The 19,220-nt window shown below is 60.9% G+C and carries 16 protein-coding genes, 1 tRNA gene and 1 pseudogene; 13 read left to right on the top strand and 5 right to left on the bottom strand.

Going from position 1 to position 19,220, the window contains the following annotated elements:
• The first annotated feature begins 92 nt into the window (after positions 1 to 92).
• From ACLD1Y_RS30870 to ACLD1Y_RS30840, 7 genes are all read left to right on the top strand, one after another.
• Positions 93 to 611, top strand: a complete 519-nt coding sequence (locus ACLD1Y_RS30870) for a DUF2059 domain-containing protein (protein WP_014719258.1) — start codon at positions 93 to 95, stop codon at positions 609 to 611.
• 6 nt (positions 612 to 617) lie between these two features.
• A complete protein-coding gene (locus tag ACLD1Y_RS30865) occupies positions 618 to 911 on the top strand; it encodes a BolA family protein (protein ID WP_069077894.1) in 294 nt (97 codons plus the stop codon).
• A gap of 101 nt (positions 912 to 1,012) precedes the next feature.
• Positions 1,013 to 1,954: a rhodanese-related sulfurtransferase gene (locus ACLD1Y_RS30860; protein WP_159962369.1), complete on the top strand. Its 942-nt coding sequence runs from the start codon at positions 1,013 to 1,015 to the stop codon at positions 1,952 to 1,954.
• A 36-nt stretch (positions 1,955 to 1,990) separates the two neighbouring features.
• Entirely contained in the window at positions 1,991 to 2,593 is a 603-nt protein-coding gene (locus tag ACLD1Y_RS30855; protein WP_429481434.1) for a DsbA family protein, read from the top strand.
• Positions 2,586 to 4,388: an ABC transporter ATP-binding protein gene (locus ACLD1Y_RS30850; RefSeq protein ID WP_429481423.1), complete on the top strand. Its 1,803-nt coding sequence runs from the start codon at positions 2,586 to 2,588 to the stop codon at positions 4,386 to 4,388. Before ACLD1Y_RS30855 ends, ACLD1Y_RS30850 begins: the two co-directional genes overlap by 8 nt.
• Positions 4,389 to 4,459: 71 nt before the next feature.
• Positions 4,460 to 6,922, top strand: a complete 2,463-nt coding sequence (locus tag ACLD1Y_RS30845) for an EAL domain-containing protein (RefSeq protein ID WP_429481422.1) — start codon at positions 4,460 to 4,462, stop codon at positions 6,920 to 6,922.
• A 79-nt stretch (positions 6,923 to 7,001) separates the two neighbouring features.
• Positions 7,002 to 7,766 carry a TenA family transcriptional regulator gene (locus tag ACLD1Y_RS30840; protein ID WP_429481433.1) on the top strand — a complete coding sequence of 255 codons (765 nt, stop codon included), beginning with the start codon at positions 7,002 to 7,004 and terminating at the stop codon, positions 7,764 to 7,766.
• Between the two features lie 128 nt (positions 7,767 to 7,894).
• On the opposite strand, the gene ACLD1Y_RS30835 is transcribed toward ACLD1Y_RS30840, so the two are convergent.
• The 4 genes from ACLD1Y_RS30835 to ACLD1Y_RS30820 form a co-directional block, all read right to left on the bottom strand.
• Positions 7,895 to 8,821 (bottom strand): GGDEF domain-containing protein, encoded by a 927-nt coding sequence (locus tag ACLD1Y_RS30835; protein ID WP_429481421.1) that lies wholly within the window; start codon positions 8,819 to 8,821, stop codon positions 7,895 to 7,897.
• 310 nt (positions 8,822 to 9,131) lie between these two features.
• The gene (locus ACLD1Y_RS30830) at positions 9,132 to 10,406 is read right to left on the bottom strand and encodes an MFS transporter (RefSeq protein ID WP_429481420.1); all 1,275 of its coding nucleotides are present in this window, start codon (positions 10,404 to 10,406) and stop codon (positions 9,132 to 9,134) included.
• Positions 10,407 to 10,460: 54 nt separating this feature from the next.
• Positions 10,461 to 11,615, bottom strand: a complete 1,155-nt coding sequence (locus tag ACLD1Y_RS30825) for an acyl-CoA dehydrogenase family protein (RefSeq protein WP_429481419.1) — start codon at positions 11,613 to 11,615, stop codon at positions 10,461 to 10,463.
• A 69-nt stretch (positions 11,616 to 11,684) separates the two neighbouring features.
• Positions 11,685 to 12,554 (bottom strand): IclR family transcriptional regulator, encoded by an 870-nt coding sequence (locus ACLD1Y_RS30820; RefSeq protein WP_429481418.1) that lies wholly within the window; start codon positions 12,552 to 12,554, stop codon positions 11,685 to 11,687.
• Between the two features lie 250 nt (positions 12,555 to 12,804).
• Between ACLD1Y_RS30820 and ACLD1Y_RS30815 the strand changes: the two genes are divergently transcribed.
• The 3 genes from ACLD1Y_RS30815 to ACLD1Y_RS30805 are packed head-to-tail and all read left to right on the top strand — an operon-like array spanning position 12,805 to position 16,381.
• Positions 12,805 to 13,590: an enoyl-CoA hydratase gene (locus ACLD1Y_RS30815; protein WP_429481417.1), complete on the top strand. Its 786-nt coding sequence runs from the start codon at positions 12,805 to 12,807 to the stop codon at positions 13,588 to 13,590.
• 2 nt (positions 13,591 to 13,592) lie between these two features.
• Positions 13,593 to 15,122: a 3-hydroxyacyl-CoA dehydrogenase gene (locus tag ACLD1Y_RS30810; RefSeq protein ID WP_429481416.1), complete on the top strand. Its 1,530-nt coding sequence runs from the start codon at positions 13,593 to 13,595 to the stop codon at positions 15,120 to 15,122.
• Between the two features lie 26 nt (positions 15,123 to 15,148).
• Positions 15,149 to 16,381, top strand: a complete 1,233-nt coding sequence (locus ACLD1Y_RS30805) for a CaiB/BaiF CoA transferase family protein (RefSeq protein WP_429481415.1) — start codon at positions 15,149 to 15,151, stop codon at positions 16,379 to 16,381.
• Here ACLD1Y_RS30805 and lldD read toward each other — a convergent pair.
• Positions 16,378 to 17,508, bottom strand: a complete 1,131-nt coding sequence (gene lldD, locus ACLD1Y_RS30800; protein ID WP_429481414.1) for an FMN-dependent L-lactate dehydrogenase LldD — start codon at positions 17,506 to 17,508, stop codon at positions 16,378 to 16,380. The two genes, ACLD1Y_RS30805 and lldD, sit on opposite strands and share 4 nt — an antisense overlap.
• Before the next feature lie 100 nt (positions 17,509 to 17,608).
• Here lldD and ACLD1Y_RS30795 point away from each other — a divergent pair, with 100 nt between their 5' ends.
• The 3 genes and pseudogenes from ACLD1Y_RS30795 to ACLD1Y_RS30785 form a co-directional block, all read left to right on the top strand.
• Positions 17,609 to 18,505, top strand: a complete 897-nt coding sequence (locus ACLD1Y_RS30795) for a LysR family transcriptional regulator (protein ID WP_429481413.1) — start codon at positions 17,609 to 17,611, stop codon at positions 18,503 to 18,505.
• Positions 18,506 to 18,565: 60 nt separating this feature from the next.
• A tRNA-Asn gene (locus tag ACLD1Y_RS30790) sits at positions 18,566 to 18,641 on the top strand.
• 131 nt (positions 18,642 to 18,772) lie between these two features.
• Positions 18,773 to 19,126, top strand: a pseudogene (locus ACLD1Y_RS30785) (ParA family protein); the annotation flags it as partial.
• Positions 19,127 to 19,220: the final 94 nt, after the last annotated feature.

The following is a 19,220-nucleotide window of genomic DNA, read 5'->3' as shown; positions in this document are numbered from 1 at the left end:
CCCTACAAGGCCCGGGGTTGAGCCTTAAGGTTTTTTAGGCGCAGAATGGGCGCCCTTGGGGTCTTACCTCGCCTGCTAGAAAAGGAAACTCGATGACTCGTCTTCGTGCCATCTGTACCGCGGTTGCTCTGGTTTGCGCCAGCGGCCAGGTTCTTGCCGATACCGCCAGCCACAACGCCAGTGCCGAAGCCTTCCTTACCCTGGCCCATGCCGACAAGCTGGGTACCCCGGTGTACATGCAAGTGCAGCAAATGTTCGCCCAGCGTTTCGAACAGACCAAGGCGCCTGCCGCCAAGCAGTCCGTACTGGACAGCTATCAGGCCAAGGCCAACGCCGCCCTGGACCAGGCCATTGGCTGGCCGAAGCTGAAACCGGACATGGTCAAGCTCTACACCACCAACTTCAGCGAATCGGAACTCAAGGACCTGGTTGCCTTCTACCAGTCGCCACTGGGCAAGAAAGTCTTGGAAAAAATGCCGCAACTGACCCAGCAATCGGCCCAGATGACCCAGGCCAAGCTGGAAAGCGCCGTGCCGGTGGTGAACAAGCTGTTGGAAGACATGACCAACGAGCTGGCGCCTAAAGCCGCCGCCCCGGCCAAGAAGAAGTAAGCAGGAATGACCATGCAACAGCGTATCGAAACGGCGCTTGCCGCCCTGGGCACCGACCATTTGAGCGTGCTGGATGAAAGCCACATGCACAGCCGTGGGTTGCAGACCCACTTCAAGGCCGTGCTGGTCAGCCCGCAGTTTGAGGGGCTCAACCGCGTCAAGCGCCACCAGAAGGTCTACGCCACCCTGGGCGACCTGATGAGCGAGTTTCATGCGCTGGCGCTGCATACCTACACGCCCGAAGAGTGGGCGAAAATCGACGCAGCCCCGGCCTCGCCGACCTGCGCCGGCGGACATTGACGGGGTATCCCTGATAGAATCCGCAACGCGCCGCTTAGCCGGCGCGTTTTTTTTGCATCCGGTTCACCCTTTACGAGGGTAGCCACCTGGAGAGAACACCCATGACTCAACCGATTGTCGTGGCGGCACTGTATAAGTTCGTCACCCTCGAAGATTACGTCGCCCTGCGTGAGCCACTGCTGCAGGCGATGGTCGACAACGGCATCAAAGGCACCTTGCTGATCGCCGAAGAAGGCATCAACGGCACCGTTTCCGGCAGCCGCGAAGGCATTGATGGCCTGATGGCCTGGCTGAAGAACGACCCGCGCATGGTCGACATCGACCACAAAGAATCCTATTGCGACGACCAGCCGTTCTACCGCACCAAGGTCAAGCTCAAGAAAGAGATCGTGACCCTGGGCGTTGAAGGCGTCGACCCGAACAAAAAAGTCGGCACCTACGTCGACCCGCAGGACTGGAACGCACTGATCAGCGATCCGGAAGTGCTGCTGATCGACACCCGTAACGACTACGAAGTGTCCATCGGCACCTTTGAAGGCGCGATCGACCCGAAAACCACCAGTTTTCGCGAATTTCCCGACTATATCAAAGCCAACTTCGACCCGGCTGTGCACAAGAAAGTCGCCATGTTCTGCACCGGTGGCATTCGGTGCGAGAAAGCGTCGAGCTACATGCTCAGTGAAGGTTATGGTGAGGTTTACCACCTTAAGGGCGGCATCCTGAAGTACCTCGAAGAGGTGCCGCAGGAAGAGACCAAATGGCAGGGCGACTGCTTTGTTTTTGATAATCGCGTGACCGTGCGCCACGACTTGAGCGAAGGCGACTACGATCAATGTCATGCCTGCCGTACGCCGATCAGCGTCGAAGACCGCACATCCGAGCACTATGTCGCCGGCATCAGTTGCCCGCACTGCTGGGACAAACTGCCGGAGAAGACCCGTCGCAGCGCCATCGACCGCCAAAAGCAGATCGAACTGGCCAAGGCGCGCAACATGCCGCACCCGATTGGCTTCAACTACAAGCAATCTCCTTCCGAGGCCTGAGCCATGTCTGCGCGCCTGCTCTATGTAATGGACCCGATGTGTTCCTGGTGCTGGGGCTTTGCCCCGGTGGCCGAGGCGTTGGTGGCACAGGCCCAGGCGGCCGGCGTGGAGCTGCACCTGGTGGTGGGCGGCTTGCGCACCGGCAGCGGCGCGGCGTTGGAGCCGACCACACGGCGCTACATTTTGGAGCACTGGCAGGCGGTCACCGAAGCCACCGGCCAACCGTTCAAGCGCGAAGGCGCGTTGCCCGACGGTTTTGTGTACGACACCGAGCCGGCCTGTCGCGCCATCGTGACGGCGCGCAGCCTGGCGCCAGATTGTGCGTGGACGCTGCTGGGGCTGATCCAGCGGGCGTTTTATGTCGAGGGGCGCGATGTGACCCTCGCCAGCGTGCTGGTGGAACTGGCCGAGGAGGCGGGCATTCCGCGTATCGAGTTTGCCGGCGCCTTTGACCGCGCCGAGCAGCATGCGGCCACCGCGGCTGATTTTACGTGGGTTCAGGATTTGGGCATCGCCGGTTTCCCGACGTTGTTGGCCGAACGCAACGGCCAGTTGGCGTTGCTGACCAACGGCTACCAACCGTTGTCTGAACTGTCGCCTTTACTGGGGCGATGGCTGGAGCGGGCAAGCTGTGCATGAACCCGTCCAACGCACTGATCGACTGACCTGGGCAGAAATCCGCCGCCTGGCCCTGCGCCACAAAAAGTCCCTGTGGATCGCCAATGGCGTCGCCGTGCTGGCAACCCTGTGCAGCGTGCCAATCCCCCTGCTGTTGCCGTTGCTGGTAGACGAAGTGCTGCTGGGCCATGGCGATGCTGCGCTCAAAGTGATGAACCACGCCTTGCCGTTGGGCTGGCAGAAAGCCGCCGGTTACATCGGCCTGATGCTGCTGGTGACCTTGTGCCTGCGCTGCGGCGCCCTGGTGTTCAACGTGGTGCAGGCGCGGCTGTTTGCGCGCTTGGCCAAGGACATCGTGTACCGCATCCGTGTGCGCCTGATCGAACGGCTCAAACGGATTTCCCTCGGCGAGTACGAAAGCCTGGGCAGTGGCACCGTCACCACGCACCTGGTCACCGACCTCGACACCCTGGACAAATTCGTCGGCGAAACCCTCAGCCGTTTCCTGGTGGCCATGCTGACCCTGGTGGGCACCTCGGCCATTTTGGTGTGGATGCATTGGCAACTGGCGCTGTTGATTTTGCTGTTCAACCCCTTGGTGATCTACGCCACGGTGCAGTTGGGCAAGCGCGTCAAACACCTGAAAAAACTGGAAAACGACAGTACTTCGCGCTTTACCCAGGCGCTGACCGAGACCCTGGATGCGATCCAGGAAGTGCGCGCCGGCAACCGTCAGGGCTTCTTCCTCGGGCGCCTTGGTCAGCGCGCCCAGGAAGTGCGCGATTACGCCATCCACTCGCAATGGAAAACCGACGCCTCCAGTCGCGCCAGTGGCTTGCTGTTCCAGTTCGGCATCGACATCTTCCGTGCGGCAGCCATGCTCACGGTGCTGTTCTCGGACCTGTCCATCGGCCAGATGCTCGCGGTGTTCAGCTACCTGTGGTTCATGATCGGCCCGGTGGAGCAACTGCTGAACCTGCAATACGCCTACTACGCGGCGGGCGGGGCGCTGACGCGGATCAACGAGTTGCTGGCGCGTGCCGATGAACCTCAATACGCCGGGGGTGAAGACCCATTCACCGGGCACGAGACCGTGGGTATCGAAGTGCGCGGCCTCAATTTCGGTTATGGCGAAGACCTGGTCCTCGACCAACTGAACCTGGCTATCGCACCGGGCGAGAAGGTTGCGATTGTCGGTGCCAGTGGCGGCGGCAAAAGTACCCTGGTGCAACTGCTGCTCGGGTTGTATACACCCCAGGCCGGGAGCATTCGTTTCGGCGGTGCAACCCAGCAGGAAATCGGCCTGGAGACCATCCGCGAAAACGTCGCGGTGGTGCTGCAGCACCCGGCGCTGTTCAACGACACCGTACGCGCCAACCTGACCATGGGGCGTGAGCGCAGCGACCTGGCCTGCTGGCAGGCACTGGAAATTGCCCAACTGGATGCTACCGTCAAAGCGCTGCCCTTGGGCCTGGACAGTGTGGTGGGGCGTTCCGGCGTGCGTTTTTCCGGCGGGCAGCGCCAACGCCTGGCGATTGCGCGGATGGTGTTGGCCGAGCCCAAGGTGGTCATCCTTGATGAAGCCACTTCCGCACTGGATGCCGCCACCGAGTACAACCTGCACCAGGCGCTGGCGCGGTTTCTCAGTGGGCGTACTACACTGATCATCGCCCACCGCTTGTCGGCGGTTAAGCAAGCAGATCGAGTATTGGTGTTCGACGGCGGTCACATTGCAGAGGATGGCGACCATCAGCAGTTGATTGCCGATGGCGGCCTTTACGCCAAGCTGTATGGACACTTGCAACAAGTGCGTTGATCTGGCCTAGGCTGAGCGATCAGAAGCGGATTTTCGCGTGCGTATCCAGCAGTGCATGTGCAAGGGACTTCATGAAGCAAAAGCGGACTCTCGGAACGCCTCGGCTGTTGGGCATTGTGTGGCCCTTTATCGCCGTCGTGCTGTTCCAGGCATTGTTGGGCTGCGTCAGTCTCTACGTGCTTTCGGCCGTGCGTGGCTACGTGGCCGGCGAAAGCCTGTGGTCCAAGGGCCAGAAAGACGCCATCTATTATTTGACGCTCTACGCCGATAACCGCGACGAAGCCACTTACCTCAAATACCAGCAAGCGATTGCCGTGCCTCAGGGCGGGCATGAACTGCGTATCGCCCTTGATCATCCAACCCCGGACCTGGCGGCTGCACGCCTGGGCATCCTCAAGGGCGGCAACCATCCCGATGACGTGTCCAGCCTGATCTGGCTGTACCTCAATTTTCGCCATTTCAGTTACCTGGAAAAGGCCATTGAGCTGTGGACCGTGGGCGATGGCTACCTGGTGCAGCTCGATGACCTGGCCCAGGAGATGCACCAGTCAATCACCCGTGACCAGGTCAGCGCCAACGACGTGCGCCAATGGAAAGCCCATATCATTGCCATCAACGATGGCGTGACCCCCGCCGCCAAGGCGTTCAGCGATGCGCTGGGTGAAGGCTCGCGGATGATCCTGCGGTTGCTGTTGATCACCAACCTGGCCACGGCCTTGGGCCTGATCGTGTTGGCACTGTTGCGCACTCACAAGCTGCTGACCCAGCGCCATGCGTTCGCCGACGCTTTGCAGGAGGAGAAGGAGCGGGCACAGATCACCCTGGAGTCGATTGGCGATGGGGTGATCACCACCGACGTTGACGGCGCCATTACCTATATGAACCCGGCGGCCGAGGCGCTGACCCACTGGAACTCGGCCCAGGCCCAAGGCTTGCCCCTGGCGGCGCTGTTCAACCTGCTCGATGACAATGCCCAGCCCGATGGCTTTACCCTGATTGAACATATCGTCAAGGGCCGGCTTGGAGGCGGCAGCGAGCATTCCAAAACCATCCAGCGGCTGGACGGCAGCACGGTCTCGGTGACCCTGGTGGGGGCACCGATCCGCAGTGCCGGCAAGGTCAGCGGCGCGGTGTTGGTACTGCACGACATGACCCAGGAACGCCAATACATCGCCAACCTCTCTTGGCAGGCCACGCACGATGCGTTGACCGGCCTGGCCAACCGTCGTGAGTTCGAGTATCGCCTGGAGCAAGTGTTGCACCCGGCGGGGCTTGCCCAAGGCGGTCGGCATGCCTTGATGTTCCTTGACCTGGACCAGTTCAAGCTGGTCAACGACACCTGCGGGCATGCGGCGGGCGACGAGCTGCTGCGCCATATCTGCGCGCTGTTGCAATCGGACCTGCGCGAAGGCGACACCCTGGCGCGCCTGGGCGGCGATGAGTTCGGCATCCTGCTGGAGAACTGCCCGGCAGCAGTGGCGGAAAAAATCGCCGAAAGCCTGCGTCATACCGTGCAAAGCCTGCACTTTGTGTGGAAGGGGCGGCCGTTCATGACCACCGTCAGCATTGGTCTGGTGCATATCTCCCACGCCCCGACCACCCTGGAAACCTCGCTGCGCGCCGCCGACATGGCGTGCTACATGGCCAAGGAAAAAGGTCGCAACCGCGTGCAGGTGTACCACGCCGACGACTCGGAGCTGTCCTTGCGGTTTGGTGAAATGGCCTGGGTGCAGCGTTTGCACATGGCCTTGGAAGAGAATCGGTTCTGCCTGTATGCCCAGGAGATCTCACCCTTGGGGCATACGGATGGCGGCAGCGGGCATATTGAGATTCTATTGCGCCTTCACGACGAAGCCGGTCGGATCATCCTGCCAGACAGCTTTATACCTGCCGCCGAGCGTTACGGTTTGATGACGTCATTGGATCGCTGGGTGGTGGAAAACGTCTTCAGGATCATCGCCCAGTGCATGCAGGATCGTCCCGGTCGATCCATGGCGATGTGTGCGATCAATCTGTCAGGCATCACCATTGGCGATGAAGACTTTCTTGGGTTCTTGCGTGAGAAATTTGAGACTTACAACATCCCCCCAACGATGATTTGTTTCGAAATTACTGAAACCAGCGCGATTGCCAACTTGGGCAGTGCGATTCGCTTTATTAATGAACTCAAAGCCTTAGGGTGTCATTTCTCTCTGGATGACTTTTGTGCCGGTATGTCCTCATTCGCTTATCTGAAACATTTACCTGTAGACTTCCTGAAGATCGATGGAAGTTTCGTAAAGGATATGCTGGACGACCCGATTAACCGCGCGATGGTCGAAGTGATCAACCACATTGGCCACGTCATGGGTAAGCGCACAATTGCAGAGTTTGTCGAGACACCGCAGATCGAACAGGCGTTACTCGAGATTGGTGTGGATTACGCTCAGGGCTACCTGATTGAACGACCGCAATTGTTTACCTTTGATAGTTTGCAGTGTCGACCTGTGCGACCGCAGCCGTTGCTGTTCAAGGCGCCCGGCACATTCCGCTGAAACATTTGCTGGTCTGTACAATCACACTTAAAAAGGAGCCTTAACAGTGATCGACACATTCATCAGAACCGGCCCGCTTATGGAAGCCTCGAGTTACCCCGCCTGGGCGCAACAATTGATCCAGGACTGTAGTGAGAGCAAGCGTCGCGTTGTCGAACACGAACTGTACCAGCGCATGCGCGATAACACGCTCAGCGCCAAGACCATGCGCCACTACCTCATCGGTGGCTGGCCCGTGGTTGAACAGTTTGCCTTGTACATGGCACAAAACCTCACCAAGACCAAATTTGCCCGCCATCCTGGGGAGGACATGGCGCGCCGCTGGCTGATGCGCAATATTCGCGTGGAACTGAACCACGCCGACTATTGGGTGCATTGGGCCCGCGCCCACGGGGTCAGCCTGGAAGAGTTGCAGGCCCAGAACGTGCCGCCGGAATTGCACGCACTGAGTCACTGGTGCTGGCATACAAGCTCGGCCGATTCGCTGATCGTGGCCATTGCCGCGACCAACTATGCAATCGAGGGGGCGACGGGGGAATGGTCTGCCGTGGTGTGTTCCACCGGCGTCTACGCGGCAGCCTTCCCCGAGGAAGACCGCAAGCGTGCAATGAAGTGGTTGAAGATGCACGCGCAGTACGATGATGCCCACCCATGGGAAGCCCTGGAAATCATCTGCACCCTGGCCGGAATGAACCCCACCAAGCAGTTGCAGGCAGAGTTGCGCCAGGCCGTGACCAAGAGCTACGACTACATGTACCTGTTCCTGGAAAGCTGCATGCGCCTGGAGAAAGACAAAGCCCCCGTCGCGGTGCGTGAGCGCCAACGGGTTGCCAGCGAAGCGTAACAGTCGATAACGTGTGGCGAGGGAGCTTGCTCCCGCTGGGCTGCGTAGCGGCCCCAAAAAGCTGGGGGGCGCTTCGCACTCCAGCGGGAGCAAGCTCCCTCGCCACAGTTGCAGCGGCTGTTCCCGTATTACCCCGCCATTGCCAAGCGGTTGCGGCCTTCGCGCTTGGCCACGTACAGGGCACTGTCGGCGCGGCGCAGCAGGCTTTCGGCAGACTCGGCAGCCAGCAACGTCGAGCAGCCCAGACTTACCGTCAACTCGATCCGTGTGCCATCCGCCCAATAATCCTGGGCCTGTGCCGCTTGGCGCAGGCGCTCGCCGACCATGGCCGCCGCATCGCGGCCGGTGTTGGACAGCAGGATCAGAAACTCTTCCCCGCCAAACCGAAACACCATGTCCACGTTACGCAACTGGCGCTTGATTGCCGAGGCGACGGCGCGCAATACGCTATCGCCGGCGGCATGGCCGTAGGTGTCGTTGATGACTTTGAAGTGGTCGATGTCCAGCATCAGCAAGGACAACGGGTTCAGGTGCCGACGCGCCATGTCGATTTCCCGTTGCAGGGTCTGGTCCATGGCGATGCGGTTGCCGGTCTCGGTCAGCGGGTCGCGCAGGGCGCTACGGGTCGCCGCGCGGTAGAGCAGGGCGTTGCGCATCGGGTACAGCAGGGTGGCCAGCAGCGACTCAAGCTGGCCGAGTTCTTCTTCGGCCAGGCGCTGGTTGCGCCGAAAGATCAACTCGCCCAGGTGTTCGCCCTCATGGCTCAGGCTGTAGCTGACCGAGTGATGGCCACGATGACCGAACTCCAGGCGCAAGTCGCTGGCTTCATGGCGGTATTGCAGGGCGTCCAGTGGCACCAAGCGCTGTATTTCACGGAAAAACACCCCGAGAATGCGCTCCGGTTCCAGGCTGGTCTGCAGTTGCATGCCCAATTGCTGACGCAGTTGGGTGATGGTGGTGGGGCGGTGCGGAAGGAGGGATGGCTGACCAAACCCCAGGCGTTGCAATTTGGCACTGTCAAAGTCAATTGCGTTGGTCTGGGTTGGTGTTTTCATAAGCAAACGGCCTCTAAGCACATAGCTGTCTTACAGGCTCGATGAGAGTGGCAAGTGCCAAGCGTCTAACTGTTCCTTCAGTTCCGTAAAACATTGGTTACAGTTTAGACCGCTTTGCAATGGGTTATAACCCCTGGGCACTGCCGCACGTCTTGTCATCGCTTAACCTGCTTGAACAGCGTTAGAGCGAGATTCATGCCAATGCCGTTAATTCAGATAAAACTCCTTTTAAATCAATCGACTGCTTTTATCGCTAAAAACAGTCGCTGAACGATGGCGCCGGTTATTTGGCAAGTCGGCAGGGGTAGACTTACTGTTTTTGCGGGTCGAATTGTTTATCGCGAATAAACAACGCCGGAATCACGCCGCAAATAAAGTACGCACCGCCCATTACCAAAAAGCCCATGCCGATGGAGCCATGGGACGCCAGGAACCCGATGGCCGCGGGTGCCACCGCCGCACCAATACGGCCGATGTTGTAGGCGCCGCCCACGGCCGAGCCACGGAATTTCGCCTCGAAACTTTCGGTCATGTACGTCGCGTTTACGCCATAGGGGATCCCGTACAGGAAGCCGAACACCACCAGCATCCACAGGATGTTCTCGGGGCTCTGGAACAACACGATTACCGGCAAAAACACCGCCGTACCCAGAGCGCCGAACGCAAATACCACGCGGCGACCCAGGCGGTCTGCGGCCAGGCCAGCGAGGATCTTGCCGAAGATCATCGCTGCGTAGGTGCCGACCATGTAGCTGGTCATCGACTTGAAGTTCATCCCCAGTTCGCTTTCCAGATACGACGGCATCCAGTTGTTCACGCCGTAGTAGCCAAATTGCAGGAAGCCTGCGGTCAGGGCCCAGAGCAGGAACATGCGGCTGGCCTTCGGGTCGCTGAAGATCAGCTTGAACATGCCGTCGGGCTTTTTCTTGAGCGTGGTGCCGGTGCCGCTGGCTTTGTGTTTTGCACGCTCGGCCTGGGCGGTGACCCAGGCCTGGGGTTCTGGCACCAAACGCTGCATCAGTACGGCGAGGATCACGGGGATGAGCGCCACGTAGAACAACCAGCGCCAGCCGTGTTCCGGCAGGATCCAGCCCGCCAGCAACGTGGCGACGATATAGCCCACCGACCAACCGGCCTGCAGGGTGCCCAGCACCGTGGTGCGGTAGCGAGTCGGCACGTACTCCGCCATCAGGGTATTGCACGCCACATACAGCGCGCCCAAGCCCAGGGAGGCGAAAAACCGCGTGCTCGCGAACTGCCAATAGCTGTGGGTCATGCCCAGTACGGCGGTGCCGACGGAAAACAGCACGATGCTCCACACCACGGTTTTTACCCGGCCGAAACGGTCACAGGCCCAGCCACCGTAGATGCCACCGATGGCCATGCCGGCGAGGGTGAAGCTGCCCAGGCTGCCGGCTTCGACACTGGTCAAGCCGAACTCGGCCTTGAGGCTGCTGAGGCTGTAGGACAGCAACATCAGGTCTGCACCGTCGATCAACAGCCCGAGGAAGCAGAAGATGAACACGACAATCCACAATTTGCTGTTTGCAGGCGACAACGCGCCCGCCGATGCGGCGACTTCCATAGCGATACCTTGTTGTAGTTGTTAGGGCATTGGGTATGGGTGGAGCGGTGAGGCCTAGCGTTGCGCCGCGCGGATCATGTTGCGGGCAATCACCAACTGCTGGATCTGCGTGGTGCCTTCATACAGGCGGAACAGGCGCACATCCCGGTAAAAACGTTCGATGGCGTACTCGCTGATATAGCCAGCGCCGCCATGGATCTGCACACAACGGTCGGCGACCCGGCCGCACATCTCAGTGGCGAACATCTTCGAGCAGGAAGCTTCGGTGCCGATGTCATGGCCGTCGTCACGCTTGCGCGCTGCGTCCAGCACCATGCAGCGGGCGGCGTAGATCTCGGCCTTGCTGTCGGCGAGCATGGCCTGGATCAGTTGGAACTCAGCAATCGGTTGGCCGAACTGCTTGCGGTCGATGGCGTAGTGCAGGGCGTCGTGCAACATGCGTTCGGCCGCGCCCACGCTGACGGCCGCGATGTGCAGGCGGCCTTTGTCGAGCACCTTCATGGCGGTCTTGAAGCCCACGCCTTCGACGCCGCCGATCAACTGAGCAGCGGGGATGCGCACATTGTCGAAGATCACGTCGCTGGTATGGGCGCCTTGCTGGCCCATCTTGTGGTCGCGCTTGCCCAGGGACAGGCCGGGGGTGTCGCGCTCGACAATAAACGCGCTGATGCCCGCCGAGCCACGGATCGCCGGGTCGGTGCGCGCCATCACGGTGAAAATCCCGGCGTGGGGCGCGTTGGTGATAAAGCGCTTGGTGCCGTTGATCACGTAGTGGTCGCCATCGCGCACGGCGGTGGTTTTCAGTGAGGCAGCGTCTGAGCCGGAGTTGGGCTCGGTGAGGCAGAACGAGCTGAGCAACTCACCGCTGGCCAGCAACGGCAGGTAGTGTTCCTTCTGCGCATCGGTGCCGTCCAGCAGGATGCCGATGGAGCCGATGCCATTGTTGGTGCCGAAGTAGGAGCGAAAGGCCGGGGAGGTGCGCCCCAGCTCGAAGGCGATGGTCACCTCTTCTTCCATGGTCAGGCCCAGGCCGCCGTAGGCTTCGGGAATGGTCAGGCCGAACAGGCCCATGTCCTGGAACTGGCTGACAATGTCTGCCGGGATTTCATCGGTCTCGGCGACTTCGTTTTCCCGTGGGATCAGCGCTTCGTCGACGAACTGCGCAATGGCGTCCACCAGGATATGAAGCGTTTGTGCGTCTCGGATCATGTGCATTCCTCAGCGGCCCGTTGAGCGGGCCTGTTATCGTCAATCTGCCGAGGCCGTGCACGTGTCCAGCTAGCGGGCGGCGGCCTCGATATTGTTCACCATGTGCTTGAGGCGTGGGCCGATGTCGTCTTCGAGTTTCTCCCGGGAGAGGTGAAAACTCGGTCCGCCACAGTTGAACGCCAGCAAGCCGTGTTGTGCGTGCAGCAGCGGTACGGCGATGGCGTTGACATCGCGGTGCCACTCACCGATCGACATGCAATAGCCGAAGTCGGTGTAGTCCCGGAAGGCGCGTTCCAGCCCCTTGCGGATGGTCGGCCAGTCCTCCAGATGGCGCTGGCGGATGTGGTCGAGGATGAACTCCCGCTCGTTTTCCGGCATCGCGGCCAGGCAGGCGCGGCCTGCGGAACTCAAGTGCAACGGCAAGCGCGTACCCACCTGGCGGCGCATGGTCATGTTTGCTTCGCCCTGGACCACGTCCAGGTACACCGCGTCCAGGCGGTCCCGGGTGGCCATCGCTACGGCCGCCTGGGCGTACTTGGCCATGGTCTCCATCAGCGGGTGAGCCACGGCCCGTACCGACAGGTTCGACAACATGGCGTAACCGAAGGCCATCACGCCCACGTCCAACTGGTACCGGCCCGACTGCGGCAGGTGCTTGAGGTAACCCAGCCGTGTGAGGGTGTGGGTCATGCGGGTGATCGTCGGCTTTGGCAGCCCGGTCTTGCGCGCCAGGTCCTGGTTGCCCAGTACGCTCTCGCTCGGCGTGAAACAACGCAGCAACTCCAGGCCGCGGGCCAGGGCGGTGACGAACTGGCGGTCTTTATCCTCTTCCTCATCGTTGTTCATCGGGTCAATCAACAAATGCTCGAAGGCGTTGTTGCCTGCAGGGACTTCGGTGTTGTCCGTGTCCGCGTTTCGACGGCGCATGTTAAGCCTCATTTTTTTATAAAATCAACAAAACAAAATCATATTCCGCACAGCGAAACTAAGCAACTTTTTGAGAAACGATTTTGTGGTTGGATAAAGTCCAATAAAACAGTGAGTTAGTGCCTGTTTTTCGCAAGAGTTGGGTTTTTACGTTTACACCTGCCAAGTCGAAACTTATGATCATGGCTAAATACGGAATGTTGTTTCGCATAGCGAAACTTACAATAGTCCCACTAACAAGAACAGTGCACCAGGAGTGAACGTGACCAGCGCAGACCCATCCGTGGTAACCCTCGACGTCCAGGACAATGGCGTGGCCGTGGTGCGTATCCACCGCCCCGAGGTGAAAAACGCTCTTAATGCCCAGGTTCGCGAAGCGCTGGCCGAGCACTTCCGTGCACTGGCCAGGCGCCGGGATGTGCGCGCCATCGTGTTGACCGGCGGCGAGCAATGCTTTGTGGCCGGTGCGGATATCAAGGAGTTCGCCAGCGCCGGTGCAATCGATATGTACCGGCGCCACACCGAATACTTGTGGGAAGCCATCAGCCGCTGCCCCAAGCCGGTGATTGCAGCGGTCAACGGGTTTGCCCTCGGGGGCGGCTGCGAGTTGGCGATGCACTGCGACTTGATCGTGGCGGGCGAGTCGGCGCGGTTTGCCCAGCCGGAAGTGAAGCTGGGCTTGATGCCTGGCGCGGGCGGCACCCAACGCTTGATTCGTGCGGTGGGTAAATTCCAGGCCATGCGCATCGCACTCACCGGTTGCATGGTCAGCGCGAACGAAGCCCTGGCTATCGGCATGCTCAGCGAAGTGGTCAGCGATGACCAGACGCTGCCGCGTGCCCTGGAGCTGGCTGCGCAGATCGCCGCGCTGCCGCCGTTGGCGGTGGAACAGATCAAGGAAGTGATGCTGGCCGGTGCCGACCTGCCGTTGGAAAGTGCCCTGGTGCTGGAGCGCAAGGCGTTCCAATTGCTGTTCGATTCCAAGGACCAGAAGGAGGGCGCCGCGGCGTTCTTCGAGAAGCGCAAGCCTGACTATCGAGGAGAATAGGTATGACCGACACCCTTAGCACCTTGGGTTTGGTGGGCACCGGCGTGATGGGCGCAGGCATCGCGCAGATTTTCGCCCAGGCCGGTGTGACGGTGCGCTTGTTCGATGCGCGCGTCGGGGCGGCACAAACCGCCTGCGACGGCCTTGCCGCTACGTTTGCCAAGCTGGTGGCCAAGGGCAAGATAGGCCAGCCGGCGATGGACGCGGCGCTGGCCAATGTGCACGTCATCGACACCATTGAAGGTTTGGAAGGCTGCGATCTGGTTGTCGAAGCCATCGTCGAAAACCTCGACGCCAAGCGCGGCCTGCTGCAACAACTTGAAGGCATCGTCAGCCCGACGTGCATCCTCGCCACTAACACGTCGTCACTGTCGATCACGGCCATTGCTGCTGGCTCGCGGCACCCGGAGCGCGTAGCCGGGCTGCACTTTTTCAACCCGGTGCCGTTGATGCGCGTAGTGGAAGTGATCGACGGCCTGGCCACCGCGCCAGCCGTCGGCGATGCCCTATTGGGGCTGGTGGCGCGCACCGGCCATCGCGGCGTGCGCGCCAAGGACACCCCGGGGTTTATCGTCAACCACGCCGGGCGTGCCTATGGCACCGAAGCCCTGAAGATGCTCGACGAGGGCATCGCCGAGCCCGGCGATATCGACCGCATCCTGCGCGACGGCGCTGGGTTTCGCATGGGGCCGCTGGAGCTGTTGGACCTCACTGGCCTGGACGTGTCGCACCCGGTGATGGAGTCAATCTACAACCAGTTCTACCAGGAGCCGCGCTACAAACCGTCGCCCCTGACCCGGCAGATGCTGCTGGGCGGGCGTTTCGGGCGCAAGAGCGGCCACGGTTTTTATCAGTATGAAAATGGCCAGCTCATTCATGGCCCGCAGCCTCAGCCAGTGCCGTTGGTGCAAGCCATGCCGCCGGTGTGGATCGCCACCGAAAACAGTGAAGACTACGAGCGCCTGAGCCGCCTGGTGATAGACCTCGGCGCCCACCTGGAAAGCGCGGCACAGCCGTCTTCCCAGGCGCTGTGCCTGCTGGCGCCGTACGGCCGCGACGCCACCAGCGCCTGCGTACGCTTTGACACCGATCCCGCGCGTACGCTGTGCATCGACCTGCTGACGGACCTGTCGCGCCATCGCACCTTGATGCAAAACCCACTCACATCCCCCGTCATGCGTGACGCGGCCCATGCCTTGCTGGCGGCTGACGGTGTGGGGGTGACGGTTATCGGCGACAGCGTCGGTTTTGTCGCCCAGCGCACCCTGGCGATGGTGGTCAACCTCGCCTGCGACATTGCCCAGCAGCGCATCGCCAGCGTCGACGATATTGACCAGGCGGTGCACCTGGGGCTGGGCTACCCACACGGCCCGCTGGCCTGGGGCGATGCCCTCGGGCCACGGCGCATCCTCACGATTTTGCAGCGCATGAGCGAACTCACCCACGACCCGCGTTACCGCCCCAGCCCCTGGTTGCGCCGGCGAGCGATGCTGGGGATTTCCCTGCGCCATGAAGAGCCGCAAGTCGGCTGATTTCCCCACCTCACAGGATAAGAACAATGGGTGCATTGACAGGTTTGCGGGTATTGGATTTAAGCCGTGTGCTGGCCGGCCCCTGGTGCGGGCAAGTGTTGGCCGACCTCGGTGCCGAAGTGATCAAGATCGAACGCCCAACCAGCGGCGACGACACCCGTGGCTGGGGGCCGCCCTGGATGAAGACCGACGCGGGCGATTCGTCCGGCGAGGCCTCTTATTATCAGTCCACCAATCGCGGCAAGTTATCGGTGGCGATCGACCTGGCCAGCCCCGAGGGCCAGGAATTGGTGCGGGCATTGGCCGCCAGTTCTGATGTGTTGATCGAGAACTACAAGGCCGGCTCCCTGGCGCGCTATGGCCTGGATTACGCAACCTTGGCCGAGATCAACCCGCGCCTGGTCTATTGCTCGATCACCGGGTTCGGCCAGACCGGCCCGCGTGCCGAAGAACCCGGCTACGACTTCATCATCCAGGGCATCGGCGGCTTGATGAGCATCACCGGCGAGCGCGATGACTTGCCCGGCGGCGGCCCGCAAAAAGTCGGCGTGGCGTTTTCCGACCTGATGACCGGCCTGTATTCCACCGTGGCGATCCAGGCTGCGTTGCTCAGCCGTGAGCGTACCGGCGTGGGTCAGTATATTGATATGGCGTTGCTGGATGTGCAGGTCGCGACGCTGGCGAACCAAAGCATGAACTACCTGGCCTCGGGCAAGGTGCCCCAGCGCTATGGCAATGCCCACGCCAATATCGTGCCGTACCAGGTGTTCCGCGCCGCCGACCGTGACTTCATCATCGCCTGTGGCAACGACAGCCAGTTTATCGCCCTGTGCCAGAGCATCGGCTTGCCGCACTTGCCGGATGACCCGCGCTTTCGGCGTAACGCTGACCGCGTGGCCCATCGCGAAGAGATCGTCGCAGTGCTCTCGGCGCATTTTCTCGGGCGCAGCGCGGATGAGTGGGTGGCGTGCATTCACGCTTCGAAGGTGCCGGTGGGGGCGATCAATTCCATCGCCCAATCGTTGGAAGAGCCCCAAGTGATTGCGCGCAACCTGATGGTGAACATCCCCCATCCGCAGAACCCGGATTTCGCCATGGTCGGCAGCCCGATCAAGATGTCCGGCACGCCGGTGGAGTACGTGCGGCCCGCGCCCATGCTGGGGCAGCACACCGACGATATCCTTGGGCAACGGTTGGGCCTGTCAGCGGAGCAACTGGCCCAACTCAAGGCGCGTGGGATCGTCGAGCAGAAGGCTTAGACCAGGGTCGAGCGGTCGATCTGCGCGATGGAGGTGACCCCGGTGAGGGTCATGGCCACGCGCATTTCCTTGGCGAAGATGTCCAGCAGGTTTTCCACGCCGTGCTGGCCGTCGGCGGCCAATGCGTAAGCGGTGGCGCGCCCCAGCAGGCAGGCCTTGGCACCCAGGGCGAGCATGCGCACCACGTCGAGCCCTGAGCGAATGCCCGAATCCACCAGCACCGTGAGGTCATCGCCTACCGCTTCGGCAATTGCCGGCAAGGCTTTGGCGGTGGACAGCACGCCGTCCAACTGACGGCCGCCATGGTTGGAAACCACGATGCCATCGGCGCCGAAACTCACGGCGTCCTTGGCGTCCTGGGGGTCGAGGATGCCCTTGATGATCATCGGGCCTTTCCAGAAGTCGCGGATCCACTCCAAGTCTTTCCAACTGATGGACGCGTCGAAATTATTCGCCAGCCAGCCGATGTAGTCTTCCAGATGGGTGGGTTTGCCCAGGTACTTGGAGATATTGCCCAAGTCGTGGGGGCGGCCCATCAAGCCCACATCGAACGCCCATTGCGGCTTGGTGACGGCTTGCAGCATGCGTCGCTGTGCCGCGAACGGCCCGGACATGCCCGAGTGTGCGTCACGATAGCGTGCGCCCGGCGTGGGCATGTCCACGGTAAACACCAGCGTGGTCACCCCGGCAGCCTGGGCACGTTCCAGCGCATTGCGCATAAAGCCACGGTCCTTGAGCACATACAGCTGGAACCAGATGGCCTGGGCGCTTTGCGAGGCCACTTCTTCAATCGGGCACACCGACACCGTCGACAGGCAGAACGGAATACCTTTGTTCGCCGCCGCCTTGGCCGCCTGCACTTCACCGCGTCGCGCGTACATGCCCGTCAGGCCCACGGGGCTCAGGATCACCGGCATGTCCAGTTCCTGGCCAAACAGCGTGGTCTTGAGGCTCAGGCTGTCGACATTGCGCAGGATGCGCTGGCGCAGGCTGATCTCGGCCAAGTCCGAACTGTTCGCCCGCATCGTGTGTTCGGCGTAGGCGCCGCCATCGATGTAGTCGAACAGAAAGCGCGGCAGCTTGCGCTTGGCGGCTGCGCGGTAGTCGGAGGCGGACGAGATGATCATGAACGGTATCTCCACAAGGCAGGGCGGGTCAGGATAGGTAAAAATCTGGCATGATAAAAACAACTTTTATCGCTAGCAGCCAGTCGCAAAAGGAATACGGATGAACCTCAGAACATTACGCGCCTTTGTCGAGGTGGTGCGCCAGGGTGGTTTCTCCCAGGCGGCCGAGGTGGTGTCCCTGACCCAATCCACCGTGAGCAAGGCGGTCAAGACCCTGGAAGACGAACTGGGCACGCCGTTGCTCAACCGCCTTGGCCACCGCAACGAACTGACCGCCGCGGGCGAAATCGCCTACCGCCGCGCCCAGGTGCTGCTGGCTGAACACAACGACCTGGTGGCCGAGATCAACGACCTGCGCGGCCTCAAGCGCGGTCAACTGCGCATCGGCCTGCCTCCGGTGGGTTGTGGCGTGTTGTTCGCGACCATGTTCGCCACTTACCGCAGCCGCTACCCGGACATCGATATTGAACTGACCGAATACGGCAGCAAAAAACTGCGTGAATGCCTGGAGGCGGGGGAGGTGGATCTCGCGGCGCTGTTATTGCCAGTGGATGAAGGTTTTGACTACCAACCTGTACGCAATGAACCCCTGATAGCCGTGCTACCCATCCAGCACCCCTTGGCCCAGCGCGAGCGCATCGACTTCACCGACCTTGCGGATTCACCCTTCATCCTGTTCGAGGCGGGGTTTGCCCTCAACGCCAAGATCCTCGCGGCCTGTGAGCGCAAAGGCGTCACGCCCCGCGTCGCCGCCCGCAGCGGGCAGATCGACTTTATCGTCGACCTGGTGACCGCCGGCCTTGGCGTTGCCTTCCTTCCCCGGATGCTCGCGCACAAACACCAGCACGCTGGCATCGCCCTGATCCCCCTCGACGAACCCCACACCGACTGGCACATCGCCCTGGCCTGGCGCGCCGGCGCCCACCTACCACCGGCGGCACTGGCCTGGCTGGAATTGGCTAAAGAACAACAACTTGCAACCGGAAGGCCGCTTTAAACGCACTGATTGCCGGAGAAAGCTTGACTTCCCCTTTTTAATCAGTAACATACGGCGCATTCCGCGATAGCTCAGTTGGTAGAGCAAATGACTGTTAATCATTGGGTCCCTGGTTCGAGTCCAGGTCGTGGAGCCAGATAGCGATACAAAGAGAAGCCTGCAGCGATGCAGGCTTTTTTTTGCCTTGGATTTGGCCAGGGTGATCGAAGCGCGCAGCGTGACGCGCATGAAGACGTCTCTAAATCCTACGATTCAGAGGTAAGCCCCATGAAAGTCACTGCAGTCGGTTCAACCAAAGGCGGGCCGGGTAAAATCACGGTTGGCGCTAATCTGGGCGCGTTTTGCGCCGATGCAGGTGTTCGGACCCTGCTTATCGATCTGGATAATCAGCCGTCGCTGTCCTCGTTTTACAACCTGTCGCACGAGGTACCTGGCGGCACCTATCAGTTGATCACGAGTAATGAGATGCGGCCTGATCAGATCATTTATCAGACCTGTATCCCCAATCTGTCGCTGATCAAGTCAAATGATCCGTTCAATCTGTTGAGTAATTTGCTGCTGCACGCTGCTGACGGCCGCCTGCGTCTCAAGAATTTGATGCCAGCCTTCGCGCGGCGTTTTTCAAGGTAGTTGTCGCGTCCACCGTCGTGCTACGCGACTTTTATCACTACGGTCAGCTCCCTTTCAGGGTTCAAGTACACCGTCCCGATAGGGT

The organism is Pseudomonas sp. 18175 (assembly GCF_050432925.1).
GTDB lineage: Bacteria > Pseudomonadota > Gammaproteobacteria > Pseudomonadales > Pseudomonadaceae > Aquipseudomonas.
This window is presented reverse-complemented; position numbering and strand designations above follow the sequence as displayed.

Bases quoted from the DNA above. Each gene is read 5' to 3' on its own strand.
- ACLD1Y_RS30870 (WP_014719258.1), top strand. From the start codon at position 93: ATGACTCGTCTTCGTGCCATCTGTACCGCGGTTGCTCTGGTTTGCGCC.
- ACLD1Y_RS30865 (WP_069077894.1), top strand. From the start codon at position 618: ATGACCATGCAACAGCGTATCGAAACGGCGCTTGCCGCCCTGGGCACC.
- ACLD1Y_RS30860 (WP_159962369.1), top strand. From the start codon at position 1,013: ATGACTCAACCGATTGTCGTGGCGGCACTGTATAAGTTCGTCACCCTC.
- ACLD1Y_RS30855 (WP_429481434.1), top strand. From the start codon at position 1,991: ATGTGTTCCTGGTGCTGGGGCTTTGCCCCGGTGGCCGAGGCGTTGGTG.
- ACLD1Y_RS30845 (WP_429481422.1), top strand. From the start codon at position 4,460: ATGAAGCAAAAGCGGACTCTCGGAACGCCTCGGCTGTTGGGCATTGTG.
- ACLD1Y_RS30840 (WP_429481433.1), top strand. From the start codon at position 7,002: ATGGAAGCCTCGAGTTACCCCGCCTGGGCGCAACAATTGATCCAGGAC.
- ACLD1Y_RS30835 (WP_429481421.1), bottom strand. From the start codon at position 8,821: ATGAAAACACCAACCCAGACCAACGCAATTGACTTTGACAGTGCCAAA.
- ACLD1Y_RS30830 (WP_429481420.1), bottom strand. From the start codon at position 10,406: ATGGAAGTCGCCGCATCGGCGGGCGCGTTGTCGCCTGCAAACAGCAAA.
- ACLD1Y_RS30825 (WP_429481419.1), bottom strand. From the start codon at position 11,615: ATGATCCGAGACGCACAAACGCTTCATATCCTGGTGGACGCCATTGCG.
- ACLD1Y_RS30820 (WP_429481418.1), bottom strand. From the start codon at position 12,554: ATGAGGCTTAACATGCGCCGTCGAAACGCGGACACGGACAACACCGAA.
- ACLD1Y_RS30810 (WP_429481416.1), top strand. From the start codon at position 13,593: ATGACCGACACCCTTAGCACCTTGGGTTTGGTGGGCACCGGCGTGATG.
- ACLD1Y_RS30805 (WP_429481415.1), top strand. From the start codon at position 15,149: ATGGGTGCATTGACAGGTTTGCGGGTATTGGATTTAAGCCGTGTGCTG.
- lldD (WP_429481414.1), bottom strand. From the start codon at position 17,508: ATGATCATCTCGTCCGCCTCCGACTACCGCGCAGCCGCCAAGCGCAAG.
- ACLD1Y_RS30795 (WP_429481413.1), top strand. From the start codon at position 17,609: ATGAACCTCAGAACATTACGCGCCTTTGTCGAGGTGGTGCGCCAGGGT.